Annotated in this window: 17 protein-coding genes and 1 tRNA gene; 8 read left to right on the top strand and 10 right to left on the bottom strand. The window is 45.2% G+C overall.

Annotation, left to right across the window (positions count from 1 at the left end):
* Positions 1-70 precede the first annotated feature (70 nt).
* The 3 genes from nagB to E2R65_RS09945 all read left to right on the top strand — a co-directional run bounded on the left by nagB (position 71) and on the right by E2R65_RS09945 (position 5,729).
* Positions 71-1,990: a glucosamine-6-phosphate deaminase gene (gene nagB, locus E2R65_RS09955; RefSeq protein ID WP_134336342.1), complete on the top strand. Its 1,920-nt coding sequence runs from the start codon at positions 71-73 to the stop codon at positions 1,988-1,990.
* A 351-nt stretch (positions 1,991-2,341) separates the two neighbouring features.
* The gene (locus tag E2R65_RS09950; protein ID WP_158285247.1) at positions 2,342-2,806 is read left to right on the top strand and encodes a DUF2059 domain-containing protein; all 465 of its coding nucleotides are present in this window, start codon (positions 2,342-2,344) and stop codon (positions 2,804-2,806) included.
* 58 nt (positions 2,807-2,864) lie between these two features.
* Positions 2,865-5,729, top strand: coding sequence for a M16 family metallopeptidase (locus E2R65_RS09945; protein WP_229704632.1), 2,865 nt, complete (start codon positions 2,865-2,867; stop codon positions 5,727-5,729).
* 62 nt (positions 5,730-5,791) lie between these two features.
* On the opposite strand, the gene E2R65_RS09940 is transcribed toward E2R65_RS09945, so the two are convergent.
* Complete coding sequence (locus E2R65_RS09940; protein ID WP_134336340.1) at positions 5,792-6,460, bottom strand: hypothetical protein; 669 nt, start codon at positions 6,458-6,460, stop codon at positions 5,792-5,794.
* Between the two features lie 68 nt (positions 6,461-6,528).
* Here E2R65_RS09940 and E2R65_RS09935 point away from each other — a divergent pair, with 68 nt between their 5' ends.
* Positions 6,529-9,096, top strand: coding sequence for a ligase-associated DNA damage response DEXH box helicase (locus tag E2R65_RS09935; protein ID WP_134336339.1), 2,568 nt, complete (start codon positions 6,529-6,531; stop codon positions 9,094-9,096).
* Between the two features lie 276 nt (positions 9,097-9,372).
* Positions 9,373-10,011: a hypothetical protein gene (locus E2R65_RS09930; protein ID WP_134336338.1), complete on the top strand. Its 639-nt coding sequence runs from the start codon at positions 9,373-9,375 to the stop codon at positions 10,009-10,011.
* On the opposite strand, the gene E2R65_RS09925 is transcribed toward E2R65_RS09930, so the two are convergent.
* The 5 genes from E2R65_RS09925 to E2R65_RS09905 all read right to left on the bottom strand — a co-directional run bounded on the left by E2R65_RS09925 (position 10,000) and on the right by E2R65_RS09905 (position 14,815).
* Positions 10,000-11,472 carry an N-6 DNA methylase gene (locus E2R65_RS09925; RefSeq protein WP_134336337.1) on the bottom strand — a complete coding sequence of 491 codons (1,473 nt, stop codon included), beginning with the start codon at positions 11,470-11,472 and terminating at the stop codon, positions 10,000-10,002. The two genes, E2R65_RS09930 and E2R65_RS09925, sit on opposite strands and share 12 nt — an antisense overlap.
* A 158-nt stretch (positions 11,473-11,630) precedes the next feature.
* Positions 11,631-13,028, bottom strand: a complete 1,398-nt coding sequence (locus E2R65_RS09920; protein ID WP_134336336.1) for a P-loop NTPase family protein — start codon at positions 13,026-13,028, stop codon at positions 11,631-11,633.
* Positions 13,029-13,038: 10 nt separating this feature from the next.
* The gene (locus tag E2R65_RS09915) at positions 13,039-13,839 is read right to left on the bottom strand and encodes a hypothetical protein (protein WP_134336335.1); all 801 of its coding nucleotides are present in this window, start codon (positions 13,837-13,839) and stop codon (positions 13,039-13,041) included.
* Positions 13,840-13,863: 24 nt separating this feature from the next.
* Positions 13,864-14,364, bottom strand: coding sequence for a heavy-metal-associated domain-containing protein (locus tag E2R65_RS09910; RefSeq protein WP_134336334.1), 501 nt, complete (start codon positions 14,362-14,364; stop codon positions 13,864-13,866).
* Between the two features lie 61 nt (positions 14,365-14,425).
* Complete coding sequence (locus E2R65_RS09905; protein WP_134336333.1) at positions 14,426-14,815, bottom strand: HYC_CC_PP family protein; 390 nt, start codon at positions 14,813-14,815, stop codon at positions 14,426-14,428.
* Between the two features lie 121 nt (positions 14,816-14,936).
* Here E2R65_RS09905 and E2R65_RS09900 point away from each other — a divergent pair, with 121 nt between their 5' ends.
* A complete protein-coding gene (locus E2R65_RS09900) occupies positions 14,937-15,854 on the top strand; it encodes a DUF6607 family protein (RefSeq protein WP_134336332.1) in 918 nt (305 codons plus the stop codon).
* Between the two features lie 131 nt (positions 15,855-15,985).
* Here the strand turns inward: E2R65_RS09900 and E2R65_RS09895 are convergent, their stop codons facing one another.
* The 3 genes from E2R65_RS09895 to E2R65_RS09885 all read right to left on the bottom strand — a co-directional run bounded on the left by E2R65_RS09895 (position 15,986) and on the right by E2R65_RS09885 (position 20,600).
* Positions 15,986-17,671: a sodium:solute symporter family transporter gene (locus tag E2R65_RS09895; RefSeq protein WP_134336331.1), complete on the bottom strand. Its 1,686-nt coding sequence runs from the start codon at positions 17,669-17,671 to the stop codon at positions 15,986-15,988.
* A 50-nt stretch (positions 17,672-17,721) separates the two neighbouring features.
* Positions 17,722-19,050, bottom strand: a complete 1,329-nt coding sequence (gene xylA, locus E2R65_RS09890; protein WP_134336330.1) for a xylose isomerase — start codon at positions 19,048-19,050, stop codon at positions 17,722-17,724.
* 65 nt (positions 19,051-19,115) lie between these two features.
* Complete coding sequence (locus tag E2R65_RS09885) at positions 19,116-20,600, bottom strand: xylulokinase (protein ID WP_134336329.1); 1,485 nt, start codon at positions 20,598-20,600, stop codon at positions 19,116-19,118.
* Positions 20,601-20,775: 175 nt separating this feature from the next.
* Between E2R65_RS09885 and E2R65_RS09880 the strand changes: the two genes are divergently transcribed.
* Positions 20,776-20,849 (top strand) — tRNA-Asp (locus E2R65_RS09880).
* 1,025 nt (positions 20,850-21,874) lie between these two features.
* On the top strand, positions 21,875-22,300 hold the full coding sequence (locus E2R65_RS09875) for a DUF2147 domain-containing protein (protein ID WP_158285246.1): 426 nt from the start codon (positions 21,875-21,877) through the stop codon (positions 22,298-22,300).
* A gap of 304 nt (positions 22,301-22,604) precedes the next feature.
* Here the strand turns inward: E2R65_RS09875 and E2R65_RS09870 are convergent, their stop codons facing one another.
* Complete coding sequence (locus E2R65_RS09870) at positions 22,605-24,896, bottom strand: GH92 family glycosyl hydrolase (protein ID WP_134336327.1); 2,292 nt, start codon at positions 24,894-24,896, stop codon at positions 22,605-22,607.
* Between the last annotated feature and the right edge of the window lie 172 nt (positions 24,897-25,068).

Below are 25,068 nucleotides of genomic sequence, written 5' to 3'. Positions count from 1 at the left end.
TAAAAGCGCCTGTATCTTAATATCTGATATATTTGTTTTTACCAACGTGCAACCATTATAACCAAACCCAATGGCAAGATTAAACTTATTAGAAGAAACCCGGTACGAGAAACTGCCGGTAACGGTGTACTCCGACCAGCAGGCGGCATCGGTAGCTGTTGCCAAGCGCATCGCCAGCCTTATCCGTAAAAGAAACGCTGCCGGCCAGCAGGCTGTATTAGGCCTGGCCACAGGTGTTACCCCTATAAAAGTTTATACCGAACTGGTACGTTTGCACAAAGAAGAAGGGCTATCATTTAAAAACGTGATCACCTTTAACCTGGACGAGTACTACCCCATGAAGCCCGATGCTGTACAAAGCTACGTTACCTTTATGAACGAGAATTTGTTTGACCATGTGGATATAGACAAAGCTCATGTACACATCCCCGATGGTACGCTTGCCCCCGATGATGTGGCCGCTTTTTGCCTGGCCTACGAAAAACAGATAGAAGAATTAGGCGGGCTCGACCTGCAGATACTGGGTATAGGCCGTACCGGCCACATCGGGTTTAACGAGCCCGGCTCTGCCCCCAACTCGGGCACCCGTTTGGTTACCCTGGATGATTTGACCCGCCGGGATGCCTCGCGCGATTTTGGGGGCAAACAAAACGTACCCGCCAAAGCCATCACCATGGGTATCGGTACTATTTTTAAAGCCCGAGAAATTATCCTGATGGCCTGGAGTGCCAAAAAGGCCCCTATCATTCGTAAGGCGGTAGAGGGAGAAATGTCTGGCGAGGTACCTGCAACCTTCCTGCAGTTATCTGATAACGTGGAGTTTGTGCTGGATACGGATGCCGCATCAGAGCTTACCCGCTTTGATACCCCCTGGATGGTTAAGGATTGCATCTGGGATGAGCCATTAAAGAAAAAGGCCGTTATCTGGCTTTCGGGCGCGGTGAACAAGCCGATATTAAAACTAACCGAAGAAGATTATAACAGCAATGGTATGGCGCAGCTGGCCGTAGAGCAGGGGCCGGTTTACCAGATCAACATTGATATTTTTAACCAGGTACAACATACCATTACCGGCTGGCCCGGCGGTAAGCCCGGCGCAGATGACAGCCAGCGGCCCGAACGTGCCGAACCGGCAAAAAAACGCGCTATTGTGTTTTCGCCACATCCGGATGATGATGTGATCTCGATGGGCGGCACATTCATCCGCCTGGTAGATCAGGGGCATGATGTGCACGTAGCCTACCAAACATCGGGCAATACTGCTGTTTGGGATGATGATGTTTTACGCTTTATGGAATTTGCTATCGATTTTAAAGAAAGCGTGGGCGAAGACACAGCTAAAATGAAAGGCATTTATGAGGATATGCGCAAATTTATGCAGGTTAAGCAACCCAACCAGATCGACTCTTTAGAGATCCGCGATGTAAAAGGCTTTATTCGCAAAACCGAGGCTATCTCTGGTGCGCGGTATGCGGGCCTGCCCGATGGCAATATCCATTTCCAGGCGCTGCCGTTTTATGAAACGGGTAAAACACAAAAAAATTCGGTTGGCGAAGAAGATATCCGGCTGACGATGGAATTGTTGCAACAGGTAAAACCCCACCAGGTATTCACCGCAGGCGATTTTGCCGACCCGCACGGTACGCACATCGTTTGCTTTAACATCGTGATAGAAGCCTTACGCAGGCTGCGCCAAACCGAGGCATGGGTTAAGGATTGCTGGGTTTGGATGTACCGTGGTGCCTGGCAGGAATTCCCTACCAGCGAGATTGAAATGGCCGTGCCGCTTTCGCCTGCCGAGGTTTTACGTAAACGTAACGCGATATTTAAACACCAGTCGCAAAAGGACAGGCCGGTATTCCCCGGTGATGATGCCCGCGAGTTTTGGGTACGCGCCGAAGACCGCAACCGCGAAACCGCCCAGAATTACGACCGCTTAGGCATGGCCGAATATGCAGCGATGGAAGCCTTTGTGAGGTATCATTTTTAAGAAACCAATGATCCGTAGAGACGCGATACTTCGCGTCTTTATACAATATGCAACCCCGTAGAGACGCGATACTTCGCGTCTTTTACAACATGCAACCTCGTAGAGACGCGATACCTCGCGTCTTTTACAACATGCAACCCCGTAGAGACGCGATACTTCGCGTCTTTATACAACATGCAACCCCGTAGAGACGCGATACTTCGCGTCTTTACAACATGCAACCCCGTAGAGGCGCGATACTTCGCGTCTTTTACAACATGCAACCCTGTAGAGGCGCGATACCTCGCGTCTTTATATAATACAATAGCAACCAGGAGATGCAAAGTATTGCATCTCTATAATAAAAAATGTATGAAATATAAATTCCTGATAATCGCCCTTTTATTTTGCGTTTCTGCAAAAGCACAAACTGCAACCAATATTACCCCTGCACACCTAAAAGCTGCCGAGAACGTACTGAGCGCATCGGGCGCAGGCAACCAGCTGAAAGAAAACATGGCGGCCATGATACAGCAAGCCAGCGCCAATGTGCCTGCAGATAAAAAGCCAAAGTTTGTAGAGATCATGAACACTTTTATGAACAAGTACATGAGCTGGGACCTGATCAAAGACCAGATGGCCGCCCTGTATGCCCAGGAATTTACCGAAAAAGAACTGAAGGACCTGGCCGTTTTTTATCAATCGCCCTTGGGCATCAAACTTAATCAGAAACAACCCATCCTGTTTCAAAAAGGGGCAGCCATTGGCCAGCAGAACGTACAAAGCCACCAGCTTGAATTACAGCAAATGATGCAGGAGGCATTTAAAGATCAATAAACAATTTGTAACTAAGATATTCGTTTAGCATCTTAGTAAAATATTCCCTTTTAATTAAATGATGAACCTAAACAAAGCTTTATCTGCAGCTGTGCTGGCCCTGTTAATTGCCGGTAGTACAAACGCACAGGTAAAAAGAAAACCTTCCCCGTCGCCCAGAAGCAAACCCGTACCGGCAGCAGCGGCCCTGCGCCCGGCTAACCTGCTCCCGGTTGATGATAATGTACTTATTGGTAAGCTGCCCAACGGCCTTACTTATTATATTCGCCATAACGAACAGCCGCAAAACCGTGCCGAGCTGTACCTGGTAAACAAAGCCGGGTCTATTTTAGAGACGGATGCCCAGCAGGGCCTTGCCCACTTTACCGAGCACATGGCGTTTAACGGCACGCGCGATTTCCCGAAGAACCAACTGGTTGATTTTCTACAGAAATCGGGCGTAAAATTTGGCGCCGATCTTAACGCTTACACTTCTTTTGATGAAACCGTTTACCAGCTCCCGCTACCCACCGATAGCGCCACTGTGTTTGAAAAAGGCTTTAACATTTTGGCCAACTGGGCAGGTTATGTAACTTTTGACCCTGCCGAGATCGATAAAGAGCGTGGCGTGGTTTTAGAAGAGGCCCGTATGCGCGGTAAAAACGCCCAGGAACGCCTGAGCCTGCAAACCTTGCCGGTGCTGTTAAACAACAGCAGGTATGCATCGCGTGTGCCTATCGGTAAGGAAGATATACTGAAAACTTTTGACGCCGCTACCATTAAAAGTTTCTACAGCGATTGGTACCGGCCAAATCTGCAGGCCGTTATTGCCGTGGGCGATTTTGATGTAAAACGCGTAGAAGCGCTGATCAAAGCCAACTTTTCGGGCCTTAAAAACCCGGTTGGCGAAAAACAGCGTACAGAATACAATGTAGCCCCAACACCGGGCACCGTAGTAAAAATTGCTACGGATAAGGAGTTTCCTTACACGCTGGCGCAAATTATAGTAAAACACCCGCAAACAGTGGTAAAAACCATACCGGGTTACATGCAAAGCCTGCGCGTATCGCTGTTTAACTTTATGCTTAATCAAAGGCTTAACGAATTGCAGCAAAAGCCCGAGCCACCTTTTTTATACGCGCGTAGTTCTTATGCGCCTTTAATTGGCAGGCAGGATGCATTTTCATCTGTAGTTGTATCCAAACCGGATGGGCTGGAAACTGCCGTGAAAGCCGTTGTGGCCGAAACCGAGCGCGCCCGTAAATTCGGCTTTACCTTAACCGAGCTGGAGCGCGCCAAGCAATCAGCCCTGGCAGGCATCCAGAATGCTTATTACGAGCGCACCAAAACCAATTCGGCCAATTATGTGCGGGAATACCAGCTTAACTTTTTAAAAGGCGAAGGTATGCCCGGGATAGAATTTGAATACAACTTTTACATCAACAATATCAATAAAATAACCGTTGCCGAAATGAACGCACTTGCCGGTAAATTCATCAGCGACCAAAACCGGGTAATTATTGTGGAAGGGCCCGATAAGGATAAGGATAAGCTGCCGGATGAAAGCACCATTTTGAAATGGATAGGCACGGCAGGCAACAATGTTGCCGCCTATGTAGATAATGTGACCAGCAAACCGCTGATGGAAAAAGAGCCTGAGGGCACAAAGGTGGTAGCCGAAACCAGCAACGAGGCTATAGGCACTACCACCCTTACCCTGGGTAACGGCGTAAAGGTGATCTTAAAACCAACCCAGTTTCAAAACGATCAGATTCTGATAAACGGCTACAGCTTTGGCGGTACATCATTGGCGAATGATAATGATTATACATCGGCAAGCTTATCGGCATCTATCATTGGCAGCAGCGGCATCTCCGAGTTTAACCAGGGGCAGCTTGATAAGATGCTGGCGGGTAAAAATGTAAGCATCACACCGTATATAGGCGATATTACACAGGGTATAAGGGGTAGCGCATCTCCTAATGATTTGGAGACCGCCCTGCAATTGATCTATCTGTACTTTACACAGCCGCGCAAGGATGCCGATATCTGGCAGGGAACCATTAATCAAACTAAATCGTTACTGATAAACCGCGGGCTCGACCCAAACAGCGTTTACCAGGATACGCTTTCGGCGGTGTTAAGCAATAATAACTTCAGGGGCGGCGCCACCACAGTGGAAAGGCTGAACGGCACAAGCCTGGACAAAGCCTATAGCTTTTATAAAGACAGGTTTGCCGATGCAAGCGGCTTTACCTTTGTACTGGTGGGTAATTTTAACCCTGTATTGATAAAACCGATACTGGAAACCTACCTGGGGGCATTGCCATCAACCAATAAAAAAGAAACCTTTAAAAACTTAAAGATGTACCCGGCACCGGGGCAGATAACCAAAACCGTTTACAAGGGTATGGATGATAAAGCAAGCGTGCAGCTGATATACAGCGGCAGCTATGTGTTTAACGAAGCCAACAACCTGCAGATGGATGCCCTGGAAGAGGTGCTGAACATAAAGCTGGTAGAGCGCCTGCGCGAGCAGGAAAGCGGCATTTATGCGCCGGGCATCAGGGCAAATTATATTAAAAACCCCGAGGGAAGATACACCATTACCATTGTGTTTACCTGCGCAGCCGCCAATGTTGATAAGCTGATAGCCGCTACGCTTGACGAGATCAACAAGATCAAACAAACCGGTGCACAGCCTGCAGACATTCAGAAGTTTGTGGCAGAGGAGGCGCGGTCAACCCAGGTGCAGTTAAAGCAAAATGTTTCGTGGGCGGGGCTGTTGGGTTCTGCTTCACAAAACGACCTGGATCCGAATGGCATTTTAAGCCATGTTAAAAACCTGGATCAGATAACCGTGCAAAGCACCAAAGAAACCGCGGTTAAGTATTTAAATAATAACAACCTGGCCAAGGTTATTCTGATGCCGGAAAAAAAGTAATGGAATAATAAACAGATAACCATAACAAAGCCTCCCGACAGATCATGGAGGCTTTGTTGTTATTAAAGCATTTTTAAGGTAGAAAAGAACGGCAGATAAGTGGATGCCGCCTCCCTGCCCGGCTCGTGTACGGTAATGCCGGTTATGATACCCTTATCATCAGCATCAAAGGCAATGCCTGCTTTGGTATCATCATAAAGGGTGTGATTACTGCCCTTATCTGTAAAAGTTGCAACCTTTTTAAGCTGGTATATGCCCGATACATTTTTAAACGGCACGCCTGCAAACACCTTGCTGTTGAGCTTAAAAAACGGCGAGGTAACGCGGATCTGTTTAACCCTTTTGGTTTCGTCATCGCCCTGCCCGCGCGAAAAGTACATTTGTGTTACGTTGCCGGTGGTATCATGGCCGGCATACCATACCGAGATGCTTTTGCCCATGGCAGCATCGCCGCTATCGGGCTTGCCCAGCCTTTTATGTACATTTTCTGAGCTTTCGTTCAGGCTTGTTTGCCCTATGCTGGTGCCCGGTACAATTAATTGCACCAGCGGTACCGGCTTGTCGCCCGGCAGGTCAACCGCTGCCGTATCGGTAGCTTTTGCAGCATCCGGTTGGGTGGTGTCCGCAGCGCCGGCTATCGTATCGGTGGTTTTTGGATCCTTGTTCTGTTGGCATGCAATAACGGTAAGGGCAAGTATGGGTGCAATTAAATATTTTGGAAGGTTCATCATCGTAACAATTTGTTTAATTTACAGTTGATAGATATAACCCGCAAAAACGGGTTTTGTTAGCAGCGACAATGGCATCAAAAGGGCAAAAGGTAGTACAGGAATGGTATAAACAAAAGCAATGGAAGCAGTTTCCGTTTCAAAAAGAGATGGAAGCGGCCTACCTGTCGGGCTTTTCGGGCTTGCTGAATGCGCCAACAGGCAGCGGCAAAACATTTGCCCTTTTCCTGCCTTTTCTGGCCGATTTTATTAATAAATACCCCGATACGTACACCACCCAAAAAAACAATGGCCTGCTGATGCTTTGGATAACGCCCCTGCGTGCTTTAACCAACGATATCCGCAAAGCTATGCAGGAGGTATGCGACGATATGGGCCTGCCCTGGCGCATCATGACTCGTACCGGTGATACCTCGGCGGCAGATAAAGCGGCCCTGAAGCGCAAACTGCCCGAAGTGCTGCTTACCACCCCAGAAAGCCTGCACCTGATGCTGGCCCAAAAAGAGTATGACAAAGTTTTTAAAGGCCTGCAGGTGCTGGTTTGCGATGAGTGGCACGAATTGCTTGGCACCAAACGCGGCGTACAGGTAGAGCTTGGGCTATCGCGGTTAAAAGGCTTGGGGGGGCCGGATATGCCTGCAGGCGCTAATCTCCGGTCTCCGGTCTCCAATCTCCGTATCTGGGGTATCAGCGCCACCATTGGTAACCTGGAGCAGGCAGCCGAAGTTTTGCTGGGGAATGATTTCCCGCCCGAACAGATCAGGATGGTGAGGGCACAAGTAGATAAAAAACTGGTGATAGAATCTGTCATCCCCGAGAATATCGAGAATTACAGCTGGGCCGGGCATATTGGTGTAAAGCTGCTGCCGCAGGTAATGGATATTGTAGCCAAAAGTAAAACTACGCTCATCTTTACCAACACGCGTTCGCAAAGCGAGATCTGGTACCATGCCATTATTGATAACTATCCGGAGTATGCCGGCATTATGGCCATGCACCACGGATCGTTGGATAACGAACTGCGTAACTGGGTAGAACAGGCCCTGCATGCGGAAGCCCTGAAGGTTGTGGTGTGCACCTCCAGCCTGGACCTGGGGGTGGATTTCAGGCCCGTTGATACCGTTGTACAGGTAGGCAGCCCAAAGGGTGTGGCCCGTTTTATGCAGCGCGCCGGCCGCAGCGGTCACCACCCGGGTGCTATATCCAAAGCTTATTTTGTGCCTACGCATTCCTTAGAACTGCTGGAAGGCGCCGCCCTTAAAAGCGCTATTAAAAAGGGCGTGTTTGAAAGCCGCGACCCGATGCTGCTTACCTTTGATGTACTGATACAGTTTATGGTTACGCTGGCGGTATCAGATGGTTTCCGTGCCGATGAACTATATCACGAGATCAAAAGCACCTTTGCCTTTGCCGATCTGCGGCGCGATGAATTTAACCAGCTGCTTGATTTTATAACCAACGGCGGCAAAACCCTGGCCCAATACGATGAGTTTTTAAAGGTAGAGGTTGATAACGGCCTGTTTAAGGTGAACAGCCGCCGGGTGGCCATGCGGCACCGGTTAAGCATCGGCACCATCACCAGCGAACTGAGCATCAGGGTAAAATGGTTGAGCGGCGGCAGCCTGGGCACCTTAGAGGAAGGCTTTATAGCCAAGCTAAAACCCGGCGATACCTTTTGGTTTGCCGGCCGCAGCCTGGAGTTTATAAAGGTGAAAGAGATGACCGCCTTCGTCAAAAAATCAACAAAAGTAAAAGGGCTTATCCCCAGCTGGGCAGGCGGGCGGATGCCGCTATCATCCCAGCTGTCGGCTGTTTTCAGGGATAAATTGGACGAGGTGGCCCACGGCATTGAAACCGATGTAGAAGTAAAGGCCTTAAAGCCGCTGTTTGCGCTACAGGCCAAGCTATCGCACCTGCCCCAAAGCAACGAATTTTTGATCGAGTCGTTTAAATCCAGGGAGGGGCACCACTTGCTTTTTTATCCTTTTGAAGGGCGGCTGGTACACGAGGGAATGGCGAGTTTGCTGGCCTATCGTATCTCTAAAATTAAACCCGCCAGTTTTTCTATCGCCATGAATGATTATGGCTTTGAATTACTGACCGACGAAGATATCCCAATTGAAGAGGCTTTAGAAGACGCCGACTTTTTTTCGCTTAACAACCTGATAGATGATATCCAGAACAGCCTTAACTCCAACGAAATGGCCCGCCGCAGGTTTAGGGATATTGCACATATTGGTGGCCTGGTATTTACGGGTTACCCGGGCCAGCCCGTAAAAAACAAACACTTGCAGGCCTCTACATCGTTATTGTTTGATGTATTTAACGAGTACGAACCCGATAACATACTGGTACGCCAGGCCTATAACGAGGCGCTTGCCCTACAGTTAGAAGAATTCCGGCTGCGGGCGGCGTTACAGCGCATTCAAACGCAAAGCATCGTGCTGAAAACGATTGAACGGCCAACGCCGTTTGCCTTCCCTATACTGGTAGACAGCCTGGGCCGCGAACGCCTGACCACCGAAACCATGGAAGAACGCATAGCCAAAATGGCCCGCCGCTATGGCGCAGACGAGGATGCTGATAAGCCATCACCCAGAAGCCGCAAGCCCGGCATCGTGCGGAAGAAGGGGTTTTGATGTGTAAGGCAGGGGAATAACGATGACGATCGTCCGTAGTTCTGTGGCCTGCACATCCCTATTTTTATTTAATGGATATTAAGAAAAGTTGGTGCTAAGTAAAAGGGCTCAGGCTCGAAAAAAAGCTTTCACAGGAGTACTTACCAACCTGGCTTATTTAGATAGAACGTATATCCCAAGCATTGAAAATGGGAAAGGAATGTGTATATTGGGTTATACAAAAGTTAGCAGTAGCCTTCCATGCAAAATCTGCGATCTGTTAAAAGATATTGATTAATGAGTATAAAAAGGGCAGAAAGCTTGCAAAGCAAGCTGCAGACAAGTTTGGATATTTTAATTAAAAAGATCGGAAAAATTCAAATCGGTACGATTAAACAATTTCCCCTGGGATGGCGAAAAGCAGCAAAAGGCAGAACGGTTTGGAGAATAGTAGAAGAAGTTATTACTCAAAATCTTGAAAAATATTATGCCGATTTAGATATGACAAGTATTACGGTATCAGATTCTGAAACCTCGATACATGATTTTGCCGCTATTTTTAAAGGGGAAGAAAAGGAAATACATGTTAACATCAAAACAGCTGTTTTTGGAAGAAGGGCGCAAAAGGATGATATTTCTAAAGGTACCGGGTTGAAAAAGTTTTACGAAAAAGACGCTGACGGCGAGTTTTTTATTGCAACATTCTTTTTAAATTTTCATGAAGACATGACCATCGAAATTGAAAAATGTGTAGCATTCCCTATTGCCTGGGTACCCGATCTGTATATTAACCCAAGCAACAACGCAAATTTACAATCAGGTAAATACAAAAGCCTGGAGTATGCGCAGAAGCGGGAAGTGAGTGAATTTAGAGTATTGTTTGAAGAAGCTATGGAAATAGCCCTGAAGAAAAGGCGCGCGAAACTAAACTCTTGATTGCAAGTTTTTTGCGAAGTGGGTAATTTCGGTTTCGGTTTTATTTGAAAATGAAAGCTCTTTAAATATCAGCAGATCCACTTCATCAATAATAGGCCGGTTCTCTTTGGGTAAAACCTTTTCTTTAAATGCCTTTATGGCAATTTCTGCCAGCTTTTCCTTAGTTTTTTTGCACAGATCTATAACAGGTATTTTTGCTACATAACCAGATGTTACCATGTTAGAGCGGCATAGTACACCGCGTACCATATAGGTTACCAGGCTGCTGTTAAGATAAGCCAATAGCCACCATAAATCGGCCTGGTCACCAAATATGTTTGCATTCACCCCAAATGTCGATCCCGGGGGCAGATAACAGGCACTAAAGGTTAAGCCCATTGAAGAACAGGTTATGCCTTCTTTAAGCATATATGCTTTATTTCTGACCATGAAATTTTTGATCTCTTTATCATGTTTCAGATAATCATTAGAGAGATACCCGTCTTGTTCACAAAAAAATTTGCGCATCCCCGGGTTTTTATAAAAAGGCACTTCAAAACCATCCTTTTTTTGCTTTGAAATAAACTGCAGATCTTTACCCGTTGATATACCTGTAATGCATTTAAACTGATCACCAATTTTAGGAAGCGAAAAAAGTGATTGAATTTCTGGCGGAACGTCTATAATAAATTCATGATCATCTGATCCGCTGTTATTAACAATATCATTAATATCAGCTTCAATCAAATCAAATTTTGCTAACTTATCTTTTAATTCCTGCTTGTTTTTTAACCGGTTTAATACACCTATTTTATTTTGATATTGCTTGCCTTTTTGTAAAACCATGATGCAGGTGCGCACATCGGCTTTTTGATCCCAAAACAAATCTGCAGGGCAAAGTACCAGGTTATGGATTGTACAGGTTTTAAGTATTTGTTTACGCAGTGGGTTGTGCGCGCGGGCTGTTAAAAAACTATCCGAACTGATGATAGATATTAAAGAGCCTTCTTTTGCGCTATCAATTATTGCCGATATAAACATAGAGTACATATTGTGTATCCCGATGTTACCAAAAAGCGATCCAAGGCTTTTTTTGTTATCCTTTATATAGTTTAGTTCGTGGCAATTATAAGGCGGGTTTGCTATAATATAATCGTACTTTAAGTTAATGCCCTGGCCTATCCGTAAGTTTGATTTGTTGCGCCGATAAAGTTCTATAAAATCAGCCTGAATAAAATTACAGTAATAATAATCGCCGTGGTGGTAGATATCTATACCATCAATATCGATGTTATGATCATACAGTTTTTTTATTAGTTCCTCTTTACCAACACACGGGTCTAATGCATACTTCCCATTAGGGTTTATCTTCATCATGGCATCTACCATAAAATGAGCCACAAATTCAGGTGTAGCGTAATAGCCCAACTCCCGCCTGTCTATCCCATTTTCAATAAATACCGATTTATCAAATCTTCCCATTATTATGCTTCTGCATCAAAAATACTACTTTATTTAATTACCATTAATAACGATACCATAATAAGCCAGATTAAAACATAAGCCAATTCACCGAAAATATATCACTGCAAGCCGATACATAAAACCCACAAGGCGCTTCGCGCCTTGTGGGAGCGGTATTACCTATTCATCATACTGTGGTCCATTTGCTTTTTGCTGTTGCCCGTTTTCATCAGGGCGGGGGTAATGCGCAGGTACACCTGGAAGCCTACAGGCGCTGTACCATACAACGGCCTCAGTGCCTTTGGCGAGGCGTTGTAAGTTGCTTGTATGCCAGCGGTAAGGTTGGTGTGCTTAATGGTGGTAAGTATGCGGTTGGTGCCCAGCGTAAGGGCGTTTATGGTAAAGGCAGGGTCGGCCGGGGATTGGTTTTCCAGGTCAAGTTCGCCGGCATCCTTTTGCACATATTCATAGCGGCCGTAGATGGCTGTTTTGTTTAACTGCAGGCTGCTCTCTAACAATACGGCGGGTTGTGTAGTGCCGTGGTGCCTGTTTTGCCCGTAAAGCAGCGTAGTGGCCACGTAGCTGTTATCGCCCAGCATTTTGGTATGAATAGCCGATGCGGTGAAGCGGTTTACATTGTCATTAGGTTCGGCTTCCTCCGGGCTTTTCAGCCAGCCATTAGATACCTGCAGCGCCCATTGCTTTGACGGGTTTACCGACAGCCGCAGCGCGTACGAATCGAACTTTGGCTTATCAAAATCATAGCGGTGCTCATCCGGCTCGCGGCCGGTAAAAATGGATCCTTCCAGCTTTACATTCTTGTACCTGAAGCCTAACGTTGCTGTGCCGAAAGTGATGTGTGTAGCATCCGCATAATGGTGACTTAGGGGCGCATTTGGGTCATTTAAGGCCGAAATTCGGTGCATAAATACCGGCGGTCCAAGCGCGGGCTCGCCCGGCATCCCAACAGATAATGAGATGTCGGTATTGGCAGCTACGCGTTGGGTATAGGCCACACTCAGCTCGGCAAACAGATCGTGCGGATGCTGGTAATCTACCAGTTTACGGCCCTGGTATGATTCGCCGGTTTGGTAAAGCAGGGGATAGCCACCGGCACCAACTGTAAATGCATCCAGCGAGAACATGGTGTTAATTGCAAACAGGCCGTTGCTGCCTATTTTGCGCTGTGCCATGTACATCAGCCAGTTAGGCGCATCAAACTGACTGCCGCCCCGGCTGCCTTTATCAAACAGATCCTGCTTGTTGTATCTTGCAAAAAAGCTGCCGTGGAACATGTGCATCCATTTTTTACCATGCACCATATACATGTACATTGGGCTTTCATCGGGCACCCACGATGTACCGGAGCCGTCGCGGTTCATCGGTAAATCCAGCGAGAACTGGCTGGTCATGGTCATGTTATGGCGGGTAGTATCGTGCTGCATAGCCATCATTTTGGCGTGGTTATGCGGCGGGTGTTTTTCGCTTGTATCCTTTTGCATAGGGTGTATTTGCTGTGCTGTTGTATAAATGGCAGCCGTCAGCATCATCAATAAGCTGATATATTTTTTCATGAGTAAGGCCTTAAAGATTAAAAAAGTTATACTCGAACCGGATGAGGTACATATTGGCGCTGTTGCGCAGCATGTTGTTGTACAATGGGGTACGGTACGAGAAATCCAGCCGGCAAACGCTGTTAAAAATAAACTGCACGGCGGGGGCTACATCCAGGTAGCTTTGGCCGTAGCCGGGATTGGTTTTGCCCAATAATTCAGCATATAAATTAAGGTTTACCTGATTGTAGCTTTTGTACTGCTTGGGCAGCAATAAATAACCTGCTGACAAAGTATAGGCCAGCGCATCTTTAGCGCCGGTAATAGTACCTTTAGGGTTATCGCTATCCAGGCCGCGCAGGTAACCGGCCGATGCGGAGAAGGCTACTTTATGCAGTAATTGTGTAACAATGAGCCCGCCCTGCAAGCCCGAGTTATCGCCCTCCAGGGTAATCTCCTGTAACCTGTAAGGGTTACGGCTAACAGCAGCTTTCCCAAATATCGCCGCGCGAAAGTGTGTTTGCACGCTATCTATGGATAGCAACCTGTACTTTGCGTAAAAGCTACCGCCCTCAAACCGCTGGTTATTCTGGTAAAAGTTGGATGTGTAGGCTGCGCCATGCAGCATCAGCTTACCTGTTGCACCGTACATAGCCTCTAACGTGGTGCGGTTTTTAAATGCCCCATCCATACTGAAGCCCTGGTTTTCCAGCCGGATGCCTAACGATCGGGCGGCCATGTTGCTGGCCGGTTCGGTATTTACATATAATTCTTGCGCGTACGCAAAAAATGCCATTGCCGTAAGGCAAAAAGCCAATAAAATGCCCTTCATAAAAATGTTTTTTAAGAAAGGTGCTTAAATTGCTAAATGGTAAGTGCGGCCGGTTGCCGTAGCAGTTTCTTCGGGGTTTTTACCCAGATGCTTTTTGGTTACCGAACTTGGCGCAAAGCCCTTATCAACAATGGTTACCGTTACCGGGCCGCTCAAAGCCTTATCGGCGTTTAATAACTTGTAGGTATTATCACCATAAGTAAAGGCATTGTCTGCTACCTTGGCATTATCAAAGTTAAAGGTTGTTTTTAAATAGTTTACCGAAAAACCCGAGTCTTTTACCTTTTTACTGATCTGGGCAAAATCTACCGGTACATCATTTTTAAAGGTGATTACATAGATGTTGCGCATCAGGTCGGGTTTTATTTCGCTAACAAAAGGCAGTGCTTTCAGCGATTTTTCGGTAGTGCGGGCGCAAAGTGAGCAGGTAAGGCCGCTAACCTGTAGCTCGGCTTTGGTAAATTGTGCTTTTGCTACAGTAACGGTAGCTATAAATAGTACGATGAATATTTTAAGGGTTTTCATGTTATTAAAATTGAATTTGAATGGATGTTATTTGAACTTTTTATGTGAGAAAAGATCAGCATCAAATTTTCAAAGTTCGGTTTTTAATAAATGGGGGCGTACTTTGCTTGGGTGCATCGGGCGGGCCGCGGTCAAAAAACACATTCAGCAACATCTGGTGTACCGGCAAAATAAAATCAGAGAAAGATGTTTTGGGCAGATCGAATGCAGATACCTTAGGGATAAAGGAATTAGACTGGCCTTCGTGACTATCTTTAACCTTTACGTCAAGTTTATTATCCTTGCAGCATTTCATTTTGCTTTTTGCCATTGGCTTTATACAGCTTTTGGCAGGGGCATTTATTTTAACTGCTGCAACGTGATTACCGCAAAAATGTAAGTTTAAGGCAAAGCCGGTTGATGTTATGGTGTACATCAATACCAACAGCAATATGCCCGCTCTTTTCATCATTATAACAAAGTACGGTATTAACTTGCTGATTTCAAACAGTTATCAAATTTTTGTTACTGTACATTGTAAAATAAATAATTATATGTTTATTTGTTTAGAATTAATCTAAATAACTTATTTAATGAAAAGAGTCATATTTTTAGTAATATGCTGCATCAGCATAATCAGCGTGTCTGCACAATCAAAATTTGAGCAGGATAGGGCCGCTATAAAATCGCTTGCGGGCTATTACAAGGTAACATTTAATTATGCCGAAACCTTTGCGGCTGATACCGCTTATATATTTCATCCGCGCTATCACTCCTGGGGATATGAATGGGCAACGATATTAGAAGATTCGCCCAAAAAAATAGCCATACAACACCTGCTTGTTGTTGGCGATAGTACCGTAATTAAACATTGGCGCGAAGACTGGGTGTATGAACAACCTGCTATTTTGGTTTATGAAAAAGATAATACCTGGAAAAAGGTCAACCTGACATCTGCTGAGGTAAAAGGCCGCTGGACACAAAAAGTTTACCAGGTTGATGATAGCCCGCGTTATGAAAGTATAGGTACCTGGGTGCATGTGGATGGCCGCCACGAATGGCAAAGCAAAACAGATTCGCCCCTGCCGCGCCGCGAATTTACCAAACGCAGCGATTACAATGTACTTAACCGCGGTAACCGCATTTACCTTACCCCACAAGGATGGATGTACGAACAGGATAATAATAAAGTAGTGCGCAGTGCAGATGGCGATAAGGTTATAGCGCAGGAAAAAGGTTTAGAGGAATTCACCAAGGTTGATGAAGCTAAATTTGCCTATGCAAAAAAATGGTGGGCAGGCCAGCAGGGCTACTGGGCTGATGCGCGCGCTGCCTGGGAGGCGGTTTTTGCTCAAAACACAGCTATTAAATTAACCGGTAAAAAAGATGGAAAACTGCTTTACGAGCGCTTATTTGACCTTGCCGAAAGATCTGAAAAAGAAAAATGGAGCCGGGACAGGAACAAAGAAGAAACTATTAAGGTGATCAATACTTACGTTAACGCATCTTAATAAGCTACTCAGCAATTATTTTTATGAATAAGAGTAATAAGGTAAGATTTAAATAGCATGCCTATCAGGCATAAAAAAGGCTGTTCATTTTGTGAAACAGCCTTTTTTACATTTATAGCATGGAAGGAAAATTACCAAAAGAAGGAATACAGCGCTACTATTATACCACCCACAATTAGCGCACCGGCGGTAAACGCGCGTGATGTTTTAAACATAGATGCATCTATCTCCAGCCCGTTAGCTACGGTGCCTTTGGCCGCATCTATTTTGGATATAATGTACATACCTGCAACACATATCAGGAATACAAAGCCCATACGGTCAATAAACGGGATCTCATAAACACTTTTTTCATTCATTTTTGAGAAACCGTAAGGCGCCATAAACGCCAGGTTAGCATAGTATGGTAAAAATTTAAAGAACACCGAAAATACAAAACCGCCGATGGTTGCAAACAAAGCGGCATTTGAAGTAGCCTTTTTCCAGAAGAAACCCAGGATGAACATGGCAAATATACCCGGTGATACAAAGCCGGTGTACTCTTGTATGTATTGGAAACCCTGCTTGCCTTCGCCCATCAGTTGCTCGCCGATAACCAGCGACATGATAACACCTAAGGCCATCGCCACCACTACCGACCATTTACCTAATACCACCAGCTTTTTATCGGTAGCACCCGGGTTTATGGCTTTTTTATAAATATCCAGTGTAAATATAGTGGCTATGCTATTTGCCTTACCTGCTAATGAGGCAACAATAGCAGCCGTAAGCGCCGCAAAAGATAACCCCTTTAAGCCGGTAGGCAGCAGGTTTAAAAGCGTTGGGTAAGCCTTATTATAATCTATTACCCCCTTAGAACTCAACATCTCCTGGTGATATAGGCCCCTTTGGTGTAAAACATAGGCTGCAATACCGGGCAGTACTACAATTATCGGCATCAGTAATTTTAAAAATGCGGCAAATAAAAGCCCTGTACGGGCTGTTTTAAGATCGGCACCCAAAGCGCGCTGGGTAATGTATTGGTTACAGCCCCAGTAATTTAAATTTACGATCCACATACCGCCAATTAAAACCGACAGGCCCGGCAGATCCATATAGTTAGGGTTATCCTTTTTAAAGATCATATGGAAGTGATCGTTCGCTTCGGCGTGCAAAGTTTTTAAACCCGCCAGTATAGAATGATCGGCCGCATTTTTGGTAAGCTCGCCCAGCCCGATATAAGTTGCGGCCAATCCACCTAATATCAGCACAAATACCTGTATAACATCTGTATAACCAATTACCTTCATGCCGCCCAGTGTAATGATCACCGCAAAAACAGCCAGCAGACTAATGCACAGGGTAATATCCAGGCCAGATATGCCCGAGATAGCCAGAGCACCCAGGTAAAGGATAGACATCAGGTTAACAATAATATACAGCAACAGCCAAAAAACAGCCATTACCATGGCCACCGTGCCGTTATACCGCTGATGCAGAAATTGCGGCATGGTGAATATTTTGTTTTTGAGGTAAATAGGGATAAAAAATATGGCTACGATAACCAGGGTTGCGGCAGCCATCCATTCGTAAGTAGATATAGCCAAACCCATTTTAAAAGCCGAGCCGCTGGTACCGATAAACTGCTCGGCAGAAATGTTTGATGCTATCAGCGATGCGCCGATAGCCCACCAGGTAAGCGATCCCTCTGCTAAAAAGTAGTCTTTAGAGGTAGCGTCTGCATTGTGCTTGCGTTTATAGATCCAAAACCCATAACAGGATACGATAATAAAATAGATAAAAAATACAACGTAATCGCTGTTAGCCAAGGTTTTCATGGATATGCTCGGTTTTTAAAATTGGTTTATGATCAGACGGGTGATAATCGTTAAATATAGCGGTTAATCAAATTTTCAAGATACTCCTGTTTGCCACTGGTAACGGCAGGTTCGCCATTGGTAGCGGCATAGTTGCGAAGGTCTTCTAAAGAAAGCTTACCGGCTTCGTAATCTTTACCCGCGCCACTGTCAAAAGAGGCGTAGCGGTCTGTGCGAATCTTGTTATAGTCGGATTTTTGCAGAATGTTATCAGCAATAATCAAAGCTCTTGCAAAAATATCCATACCGCCAACATGGGCGTAAAAAAGATCTGCAGGATCTGTAGAATTACGGCGGATCTTGGCATCAAAATTAATACCTCCACCTGCAAAACCACCTGCCTGCAGAATGATGAGCATATACTCGGTTACCTCGGTAATATCATTCGGAAACTGGTCGGTATCCCAGCCGTTTTGGGTGTCGCCACGGTTGGCATCAATAGAACCTAACAAGCCGGCATCTGCCGCCACCTGCAACTCATGCTGAAACGTGTGGCCTGCCAATGTAGCGTGGTTAACTTCCAGGTTCAGTTTAAAGTCATTCAGTAAATCGTACTTCTGTAAAAAACCAAATACGGTTGCCGCATCATAGTCATACTGGTGTTTGGTGGGCTCGCAAGGTTTTGGTTCGATGAAAAAGGTGCCTTTAAAACCCTGCTTACGGGCATAATCTTTAGCCGTATGCAAAAATTTGGCCAGGTGTTCCTGCTCGCGTTTCATATCGGTATTCAGCAGGCTCATGTAGCCTTCGCGGCCTCCCCAGAATACATAGTTTTCGCCGCCCAGTGCAATGGTGGCATCTATGGCTGCCTTAACCTGTGCACCCGCATGTGCCAGCACCTGGAAATCGGGATTGGTGGAAGCGCCATTCATGTAACGGGAATGGCTGAATACATTGGCAGTACCCCATAATAACTTTACGCCACTGGCTGCTTGCTTTTGTTTGGCATATTCTACCAGGGTTTGCAGGCGTTTTTCGTTATCGGCAACGTCATTGGTATAATCAACTACATCAATATCGTGGAAACAGTAGTATGGCAAATTCATTTTGGTGATGAATTCAAAAGCGGCATCCATTTTATCTTTAGCGCGTTCAATAGCATCGGCTTTTTTATCCCACGGGAAAACATGCGTTGCCCCACCAAACGGATCGGCACCATTGCCATTAAAGGAATGCCAGTAAGCACAGGCAAAACGCAGGTATTCTTTCATGGTTTTGCCGGCCACTATCTTGTTTTCGTCATACCAGCGAAATGCCAGCGGATTATTGGATTGCGGCCCTTCATACTTAATTTGATCTATTCCTTTAAAAAATTCCTGATCTCCGGTTACGATTCCCATTTTGGTAAATATTTATTGAATGATTGATTTATAAATTTATTTTTTTGTTTCTGCATCATGTAAGCTTATACCTCTTCCAGATGCTTTTCCAGTATGGATTTCCAGTCCTGGTAAACGGCCTCAAAAGCACCTGTATCGGCCGGTTCTATGTAACCAACCCGCTCGGCCTTACTAAAGGCTTCTGCTTGCGAAGAATATATTTCGGCGCCTATGCCTGCCCCTAATGCCGCGCCCAGGCTACCATCGTTATTATAAAGCTCTACCGGGATACCGGTGGCATCTACAAAGGTTTGGGCAAACAGATCGCTTAAAAACATATTGGTTTTACCTGCGCGTATCACAGTTGGGTGCATGCCATTTTCGCGCATGATATCAAGCCCGTAGCGGAATGCGCATGCAATACCTTCTTGCGCCGCTCTGAAGATATGTGCCGGGGTATGCAAATTAAGGTCGATATTTTGTAAATGGGCGCCGATCTGTTTATTATTCAGCATCCTTTCGGCTCCGTTACCAAATGGCAATATGCGTAAGCCATCGCTACCCAAAGGTGCCTTTGCCGCCTCGGCATTCATTTGCTGATAAGTAAGCGACCCGCCAAACGTATTTTTTACCCAGCGATAAAGGCTCCCGGTTCCGTTAATACATAGCAATACTCCCAGGCGCTTACGGTCGTTACTGTAATTTACATGCGCAAAGGTATTAACACGCGATTGCGGATCATACGCCAGCTGATCGCTTACACCATAGATTACACCGGATGTGCCAGCTGTTGCGGCCACCTCGCCGGGTTTAAGTACGTTTAAGGATAAAGCGTTGTTGGGCTGGTCGCCGGCTTTGTAAGTAACCGGGATCCCTGCTGTTAGCTCCAGCTGCGAGGCCACCGGTGCGGTAACCCTGCCGTGTGCCGAAAATACCGGCTTAACCGTAGGGAATAACTGATCGCTGAAACCGAAATAATCTGTAATATCTTTTGATAAACCGTTAAACTGAAAATCAAAAAAGATGCCCTCTGATAATGCCGAGGCGGAAGTAGTGATCTCGCCGGTAAGTTTCATGGCGATGTAATCGCCGGGAAGCATGATCTTATCTATCTGCTTATATATTTCGGGCTCATTTTGCTTTACCCAGGCCAGTTTCGAGGCGGTAAAGTTACCCGGCGAATTCAGCATGTGCGATAAGCAAGCCTCCGTACCAATATCAGCAAAGGCTTTCTCGCCAATTTCTACCCCACGGCTATCGCACCAAATAATACTGTTGCGCAGAATTTTTTGTTCCTTATCTACCAAAACAAGCCCATGCATTTGGTAGGCAATACCAATTGCAGCAATGTTTTTGGGGTTGTATCCGCCTTTTTTATGGCATAAGCCGATAGCTTGCTGCGTTTGCTGCCACCACATATCGGGCGACTGCTCTGCCCAGCCGGTGCGTAATGACAGTATGGGCGACTCCTGATCGGGGAACTGTGCAGATGCTACAATGCTTTGATTTTCAGCATCAACAACGCATACTTTTACTGAAGAAGTACCTATATCAATGCCTAATAGCAGCATGTTGTTTCTTTAAATTGCGTGAGCGGTTAATATTTGGATATTGAAAAAACGAATTTAAAGTATTTTTTCAAAAAGTGTCTATACGCTGTTAATTAAGGCTAAAAACAACTATTTTAATATATTTTGAAAAACATTTGTGTAAAAGAAAAAGGTGCGTATATTTGCAGTCCCAAACGGAGTGGTAGTTCAGCTGGTTAGAATGCCTGCCTGTCACGCAGGAGGTCGCGGGTTCGAGTCCCGTCCATTCCGCAGGAAGATAAAAGCCCTTTAGATGAAAATCTGAAGGGCTTTTTGTTTTGGATGGATTGAATCGTCCTGAAATAAGTTGACACAATAAGTGTAACAACAAATTTTATTATCTATAAACGATTGGTAAGCCGTCTGCTCATCCGGGTGTAGCAAACGGGCCGAAGATAATTAAATGTTAGAAATTCCTCAAAGGAGTTGCCAGTATGCCGGGTAATGCCTGTGATATAGCTGCTATTTGTGCTTATTAATTTTCCAGATAAATCCGTCCAGCACGTAATGTGTAGATTGGGGCAGGGCAAGTAGCGGGACCAATAGCGCCAACAGTTGTTCGTTACTTATTTTAGGCAAACCGGAGAATATGGTAAAAACACTTCCATGTTCCTTCCAGATCATCCCATCCCATAGCCCTTCTTCAACGTATGCAAAAAGGCCAGCAGCAGCACAAAAAACAACACCCCACCATATTTACTAAAGGTGTGTCTAATAACCAAGTTTTCTTTTCCGCTTGGGCCTTGTTTCTTTTTCTCAAAGATCCATATTAAAGCCATGTAAGGAATATCATGAGAGATAATTTACGGCAACTTAATATAGTTTGCTTAACAGGTTGAATTTCATGGCGAACCTCCTTTATTTCTTAATGTTGATACAAAGAAACAGGGGCACCGCGCAGCGTATTTACGCAGGTGGAATTATTTTAAAAAAAAGTTTCAGGCTGTACTTTGGTGTTCACGTTCACGGCCGTGAACGCTTGTGAATATTGCATGAACACCTGATTATCAGGCACATACCTAAATTATAAATTCACCATCATCTTAACATGCTGTAAAACAGCTTTTTGCAGTACGATTCGCCTTTATTAAGTGATATGTTTTCGCCAAAAAACAACCTTTTTCAGGTAAAAAAACGCCCCTTTTTGATTGGGTTTGATATCATTGAGATGGGGATAACGCCTGCCGGTGATGTTATTTATCTGTTTTAAAACTATTCAGGCTTTAAAATCTTTTATCATAAACAATTATTTTTTGATGAAAAAACACCTTTTTATAATCCTATTAAGTTTAATTTATTTACCGGTTAAAGCGCAGGAAATTCAACTTAACAGCAAGCAGGCAGGAGATACTATTTTAGGTGTGTGGCAAACCGGGGATCAAAAGGCTCAAATTACAATTACCCGTACAGATAGTTTATACAATGGCAAATTAACTAATGCTACATGGAGTATTGATAAGAAGGTTAATTTACATTTGCCCACAAGCCTGTTGGGTATTTACATTTTGCGGGATCTTAAATTTTCAGGAGATAACAGGTGGGACGGAACCATATATGACCCTAAAAGTAAAAACACCTATAAGTGTTACCTTAAGCTTGATGATGACGGCACAATGAAGGTAAGAGGATACAAAGGAATTTCTTTGTTTGGCAAATCCCAATATTGGACCAGGATTAAATAACATTCTCAGGAGCCTTAATTTAAATCAAGAACCCCATAACTTCTTCGTTAAAAAAAAGCCGCTTTAATTTTGTGTAGCTTTTTTGCTGAAGCAAGCAGCACTAATTTTACAGGCATTGAAATTTCATTCCTAATAACCACAAAGTAATCCCCCAATATATTTAAATAAAAAACCCTGTTTAGCTACATATTTCCCGCTTGGAACGCAAGCCTTACTTAAATAGGGCAGTGCTATATTATAAATAACAAAGTTTTATATGGCTGTTTTAAATTAATCAGCAATTTATCATCAAGTACATTATACCCTATTTGTGCTTGCTGCTCATATAGAACACCATTTCGCCGCCGTTCATAATATCCTGATGGCTTAAGGTTAGCGCTGGATATGGCTTACCGTTCAGAGTCATTTTTTGCACGTAAACATTCTTTTCGCTTTGGTTTTTAACGGTAATGTTAAACGTTTTGCCATTGCCAACCTGTATAGTGGCGCTGTTTACAGATGGGCTGCCTATCGAGTAATCAACCGAGCCTGGCGCTACCGGGTAAAAACCCATCGAGCTGAAAATATACCAGGCGCTCATCTGGCCGGTATCGTCGTTACCGCCTAAACCATCCGGGGTTGGTTTGTACATGCGTGGTAAGATCATCCGGATGCGTTCCTGTGTTTTCCAGGGCTTATCCGTCCAATTGTACAGGTAGGCTACATGGTGCGACGGCTCGTTGCCATGCACGTAATTGCCAATAATGCCGTCACGCGTAATATCTTCTGTTTCGGCAAAATATTTATCCGGCAGGTTCATGGTGAACAGCGAATCCAGGTAACGCACAAAACGGGCGTTCCCACCCATCAGTTTAATCAGCCCCTGCGGGTCCTGCGGCGCAAACAAAGTATAGTTCCACGAATTGCCTTCTATAAAACCCTCGTTGATGGTACTTAAAGGGTCAAACTTAGCACGGAAGGTGCCATCGGCTTTTTTAGGGCGCATAAACCCTACCGACGGATCGTAAACATTCTTGTAATTCTCGCTGCGCTTAATAAATTCGTTGTAGATCTCTGTCTTGCCTAATTTTTTGGCCATCTGTGCAATCGCCCAGTCGTCATAAGCATACTCTAAGGTGTTAGATACCGATACACCTGTTTTTTCATCCGGTATGTAGCCTTTATCTATATAATCGCCAATACCTTCATAGCTGCGGTGGCGGGCGGTTTCTACACAGGCGGCTAAAGCTTTTTCGGCATCAAAAGGCGCATTGCCCTTTACCACGGCATCTGCAATAACAGATACGCTGTGGTAGCCGCTCATACACCAGTTCTCGTTGGCAGAGTTGCTCCAAACCGGTAACATCCGCTCGGGGCTTTGCTCAAAATGCACCATCATTGATTTTACCATATCGGCATTGCGCTGGGGCTGTATCATATTAAACAACGGATGCAATGCGCGGTAGGTATCCCATAACGAGAAGGTGGTGTAATTGGTAAATCCCTCCGCCTTGTGTATATTTTGGTCGAGCCCCTTGTACTGCCCATCGGCATCCATATAAATGGTCGGGTTGATCATGGTGTGGTACATGGCGGTATAAAAGTCCTGCTTGCGCTCTACCGACGCATTAACCTGTATTTTTTCCAGTTCTTTCTCCCATTGTGCCTGCCCGTCGGTTTTTACTTTATCAAAATCCCAACCCGGTACTTCTGCCTGCATATTGGCCATGGCGCCATCCATACTTACCGGCGACAATGCAAATTTGATCTTGATCTTCTCCCCCTCTTCGGTTTTAAAATCAAAGTAAGCACGGATCTGTTTGCCGGCTATCTCGGGGAAGTTTTTGCTTTGATTGAACTTTCCCCAAAAGCCGCCATATACTTCGCGTTTATCGTATTTCTTAAACCCATGCTGCATAAATTTTTTGTTGAAGGCCATGGCAAAATACAGGTTACGGGTGCGCGCCCATCCGTTAGTTTGGCGGTAACCCACCAGGGTACTATCATTCAGGATCTTTACATAGGTCCAAACGGTTTTATCCGGGTAGTTATAGATCCCGGCCATCAGGTCCAGTATAATGTGCGATTGGTCTGACTTAGGGAAAGTGTACTGATGAAAACCAACGCGCGTGCTGGTAGTCATTTCTGCCGTGATGTTTGATTCATCCAGCTTTACTTTATAATAGTTGGCTGCGCTCACCTCGTTGGTGTGCGAGAATGCCGATCGGTAACCGCTGCCCGGTTTATCGGCAACACCCGGGTTAAGTTTTAAAGCGCCAACAGTAGGCATAATTAAAAAATCGCCCAGGTCTGAGTGCCCTGTGCCGCTAAAGTGGGTATGGCTAAAGCCTACTATGGTTTTATCTTCGTACTGGTAGCCGGCGCAGTATTCATAAACCCTGGGGTTATATTTACCGTTCAGTTCGTAACTGGCGGTATCTGTTTCGGGGCTAAGTTGCACCATGCCAAAAGGCACGGTTGCACCGGGGTAAGTATGGCCCATTCGCTGGGTGCCAATAATTGGTTTTACATATTGCACTAAATTTTGGTGCGGCTTGTTTTGTGCAGCAGCCTGCAGGCCGGCGCACATTAAAAAAGCGCTTAATAGTTTCTTCATTTATTAAATGATGTTATAAATGTGTGTCGGTAATAGTACTTATAGTAGGCAAATATAAAATCCATATGGCATGTAAGCCCCATTTAATTACATTTACAAAGCTAAATATTGCCATTATGGCGTAATTGTTACGTTTTGTAACAACGGTATGCGTTTTGTAATCTAATTTGTA

The organism is Mucilaginibacter phyllosphaerae (assembly GCF_004378255.1).
In the GTDB taxonomy this organism is placed as follows: Bacteria; Bacteroidota; Bacteroidia; order Sphingobacteriales; family Sphingobacteriaceae; genus Mucilaginibacter; species Mucilaginibacter phyllosphaerae.
This window is presented reverse-complemented; position numbering and strand designations above follow the sequence as displayed.

Coding starts and splice junctions, on each gene's coding strand:
- E2R65_RS09925 (WP_134336337.1), bottom strand. CDS start 11,472: ATGGGAAGATTTGATAAATCGGTATTTATTGAAAATGGGATAGACAGG.
- E2R65_RS09870 (WP_134336327.1), bottom strand. CDS start 24,896: ATGAAGAAACTATTAAGCGCTTTTTTAATGTGCGCCGGCCTGCAGGCT.
- E2R65_RS09920 (WP_134336336.1), bottom strand. CDS start 13,028: ATGAAAAAATATATCAGCTTATTGATGATGCTGACGGCTGCCATTTAT.
- xylA (WP_134336330.1), bottom strand. CDS start 19,050: ATGGGAATCGTAACCGGAGATCAGGAATTTTTTAAAGGAATAGATCAA.
- E2R65_RS09945 (WP_229704632.1), top strand. CDS start 2,865: ATGATGAACCTAAACAAAGCTTTATCTGCAGCTGTGCTGGCCCTGTTA.
- E2R65_RS09930 (WP_134336338.1), top strand. CDS start 9,373: ATGAGTATAAAAAGGGCAGAAAGCTTGCAAAGCAAGCTGCAGACAAGT.
- E2R65_RS09885 (WP_134336329.1), bottom strand. CDS start 20,600: ATGCTGCTATTAGGCATTGATATAGGTACTTCTTCAGTAAAAGTATGC.
- E2R65_RS09910 (WP_134336334.1), bottom strand. CDS start 14,364: ATGAAAACCCTTAAAATATTCATCGTACTATTTATAGCTACCGTTACT.
- E2R65_RS09900 (WP_134336332.1), top strand. CDS start 14,937: ATGAAAAGAGTCATATTTTTAGTAATATGCTGCATCAGCATAATCAGC.
- E2R65_RS09905 (WP_134336333.1), bottom strand. CDS start 14,815: ATGATGAAAAGAGCGGGCATATTGCTGTTGGTATTGATGTACACCATA.
- E2R65_RS09895 (WP_134336331.1), bottom strand. CDS start 17,671: ATGAAAACCTTGGCTAACAGCGATTACGTTGTATTTTTTATCTATTTT.
- E2R65_RS09950 (WP_158285247.1), top strand. CDS start 2,342: ATGAAATATAAATTCCTGATAATCGCCCTTTTATTTTGCGTTTCTGCA.
- E2R65_RS09935 (WP_134336339.1), top strand. CDS start 6,529: ATGGCATCAAAAGGGCAAAAGGTAGTACAGGAATGGTATAAACAAAAG.
- E2R65_RS09915 (WP_134336335.1), bottom strand. CDS start 13,839: ATGAAGGGCATTTTATTGGCTTTTTGCCTTACGGCAATGGCATTTTTT.
- E2R65_RS09940 (WP_134336340.1), bottom strand. CDS start 6,460: ATGATGAACCTTCCAAAATATTTAATTGCACCCATACTTGCCCTTACC.
- E2R65_RS09875 (WP_158285246.1), top strand. CDS start 21,875: ATGAAAAAACACCTTTTTATAATCCTATTAAGTTTAATTTATTTACCG.
- nagB (WP_134336342.1), top strand. CDS start 71: ATGGCAAGATTAAACTTATTAGAAGAAACCCGGTACGAGAAACTGCCG.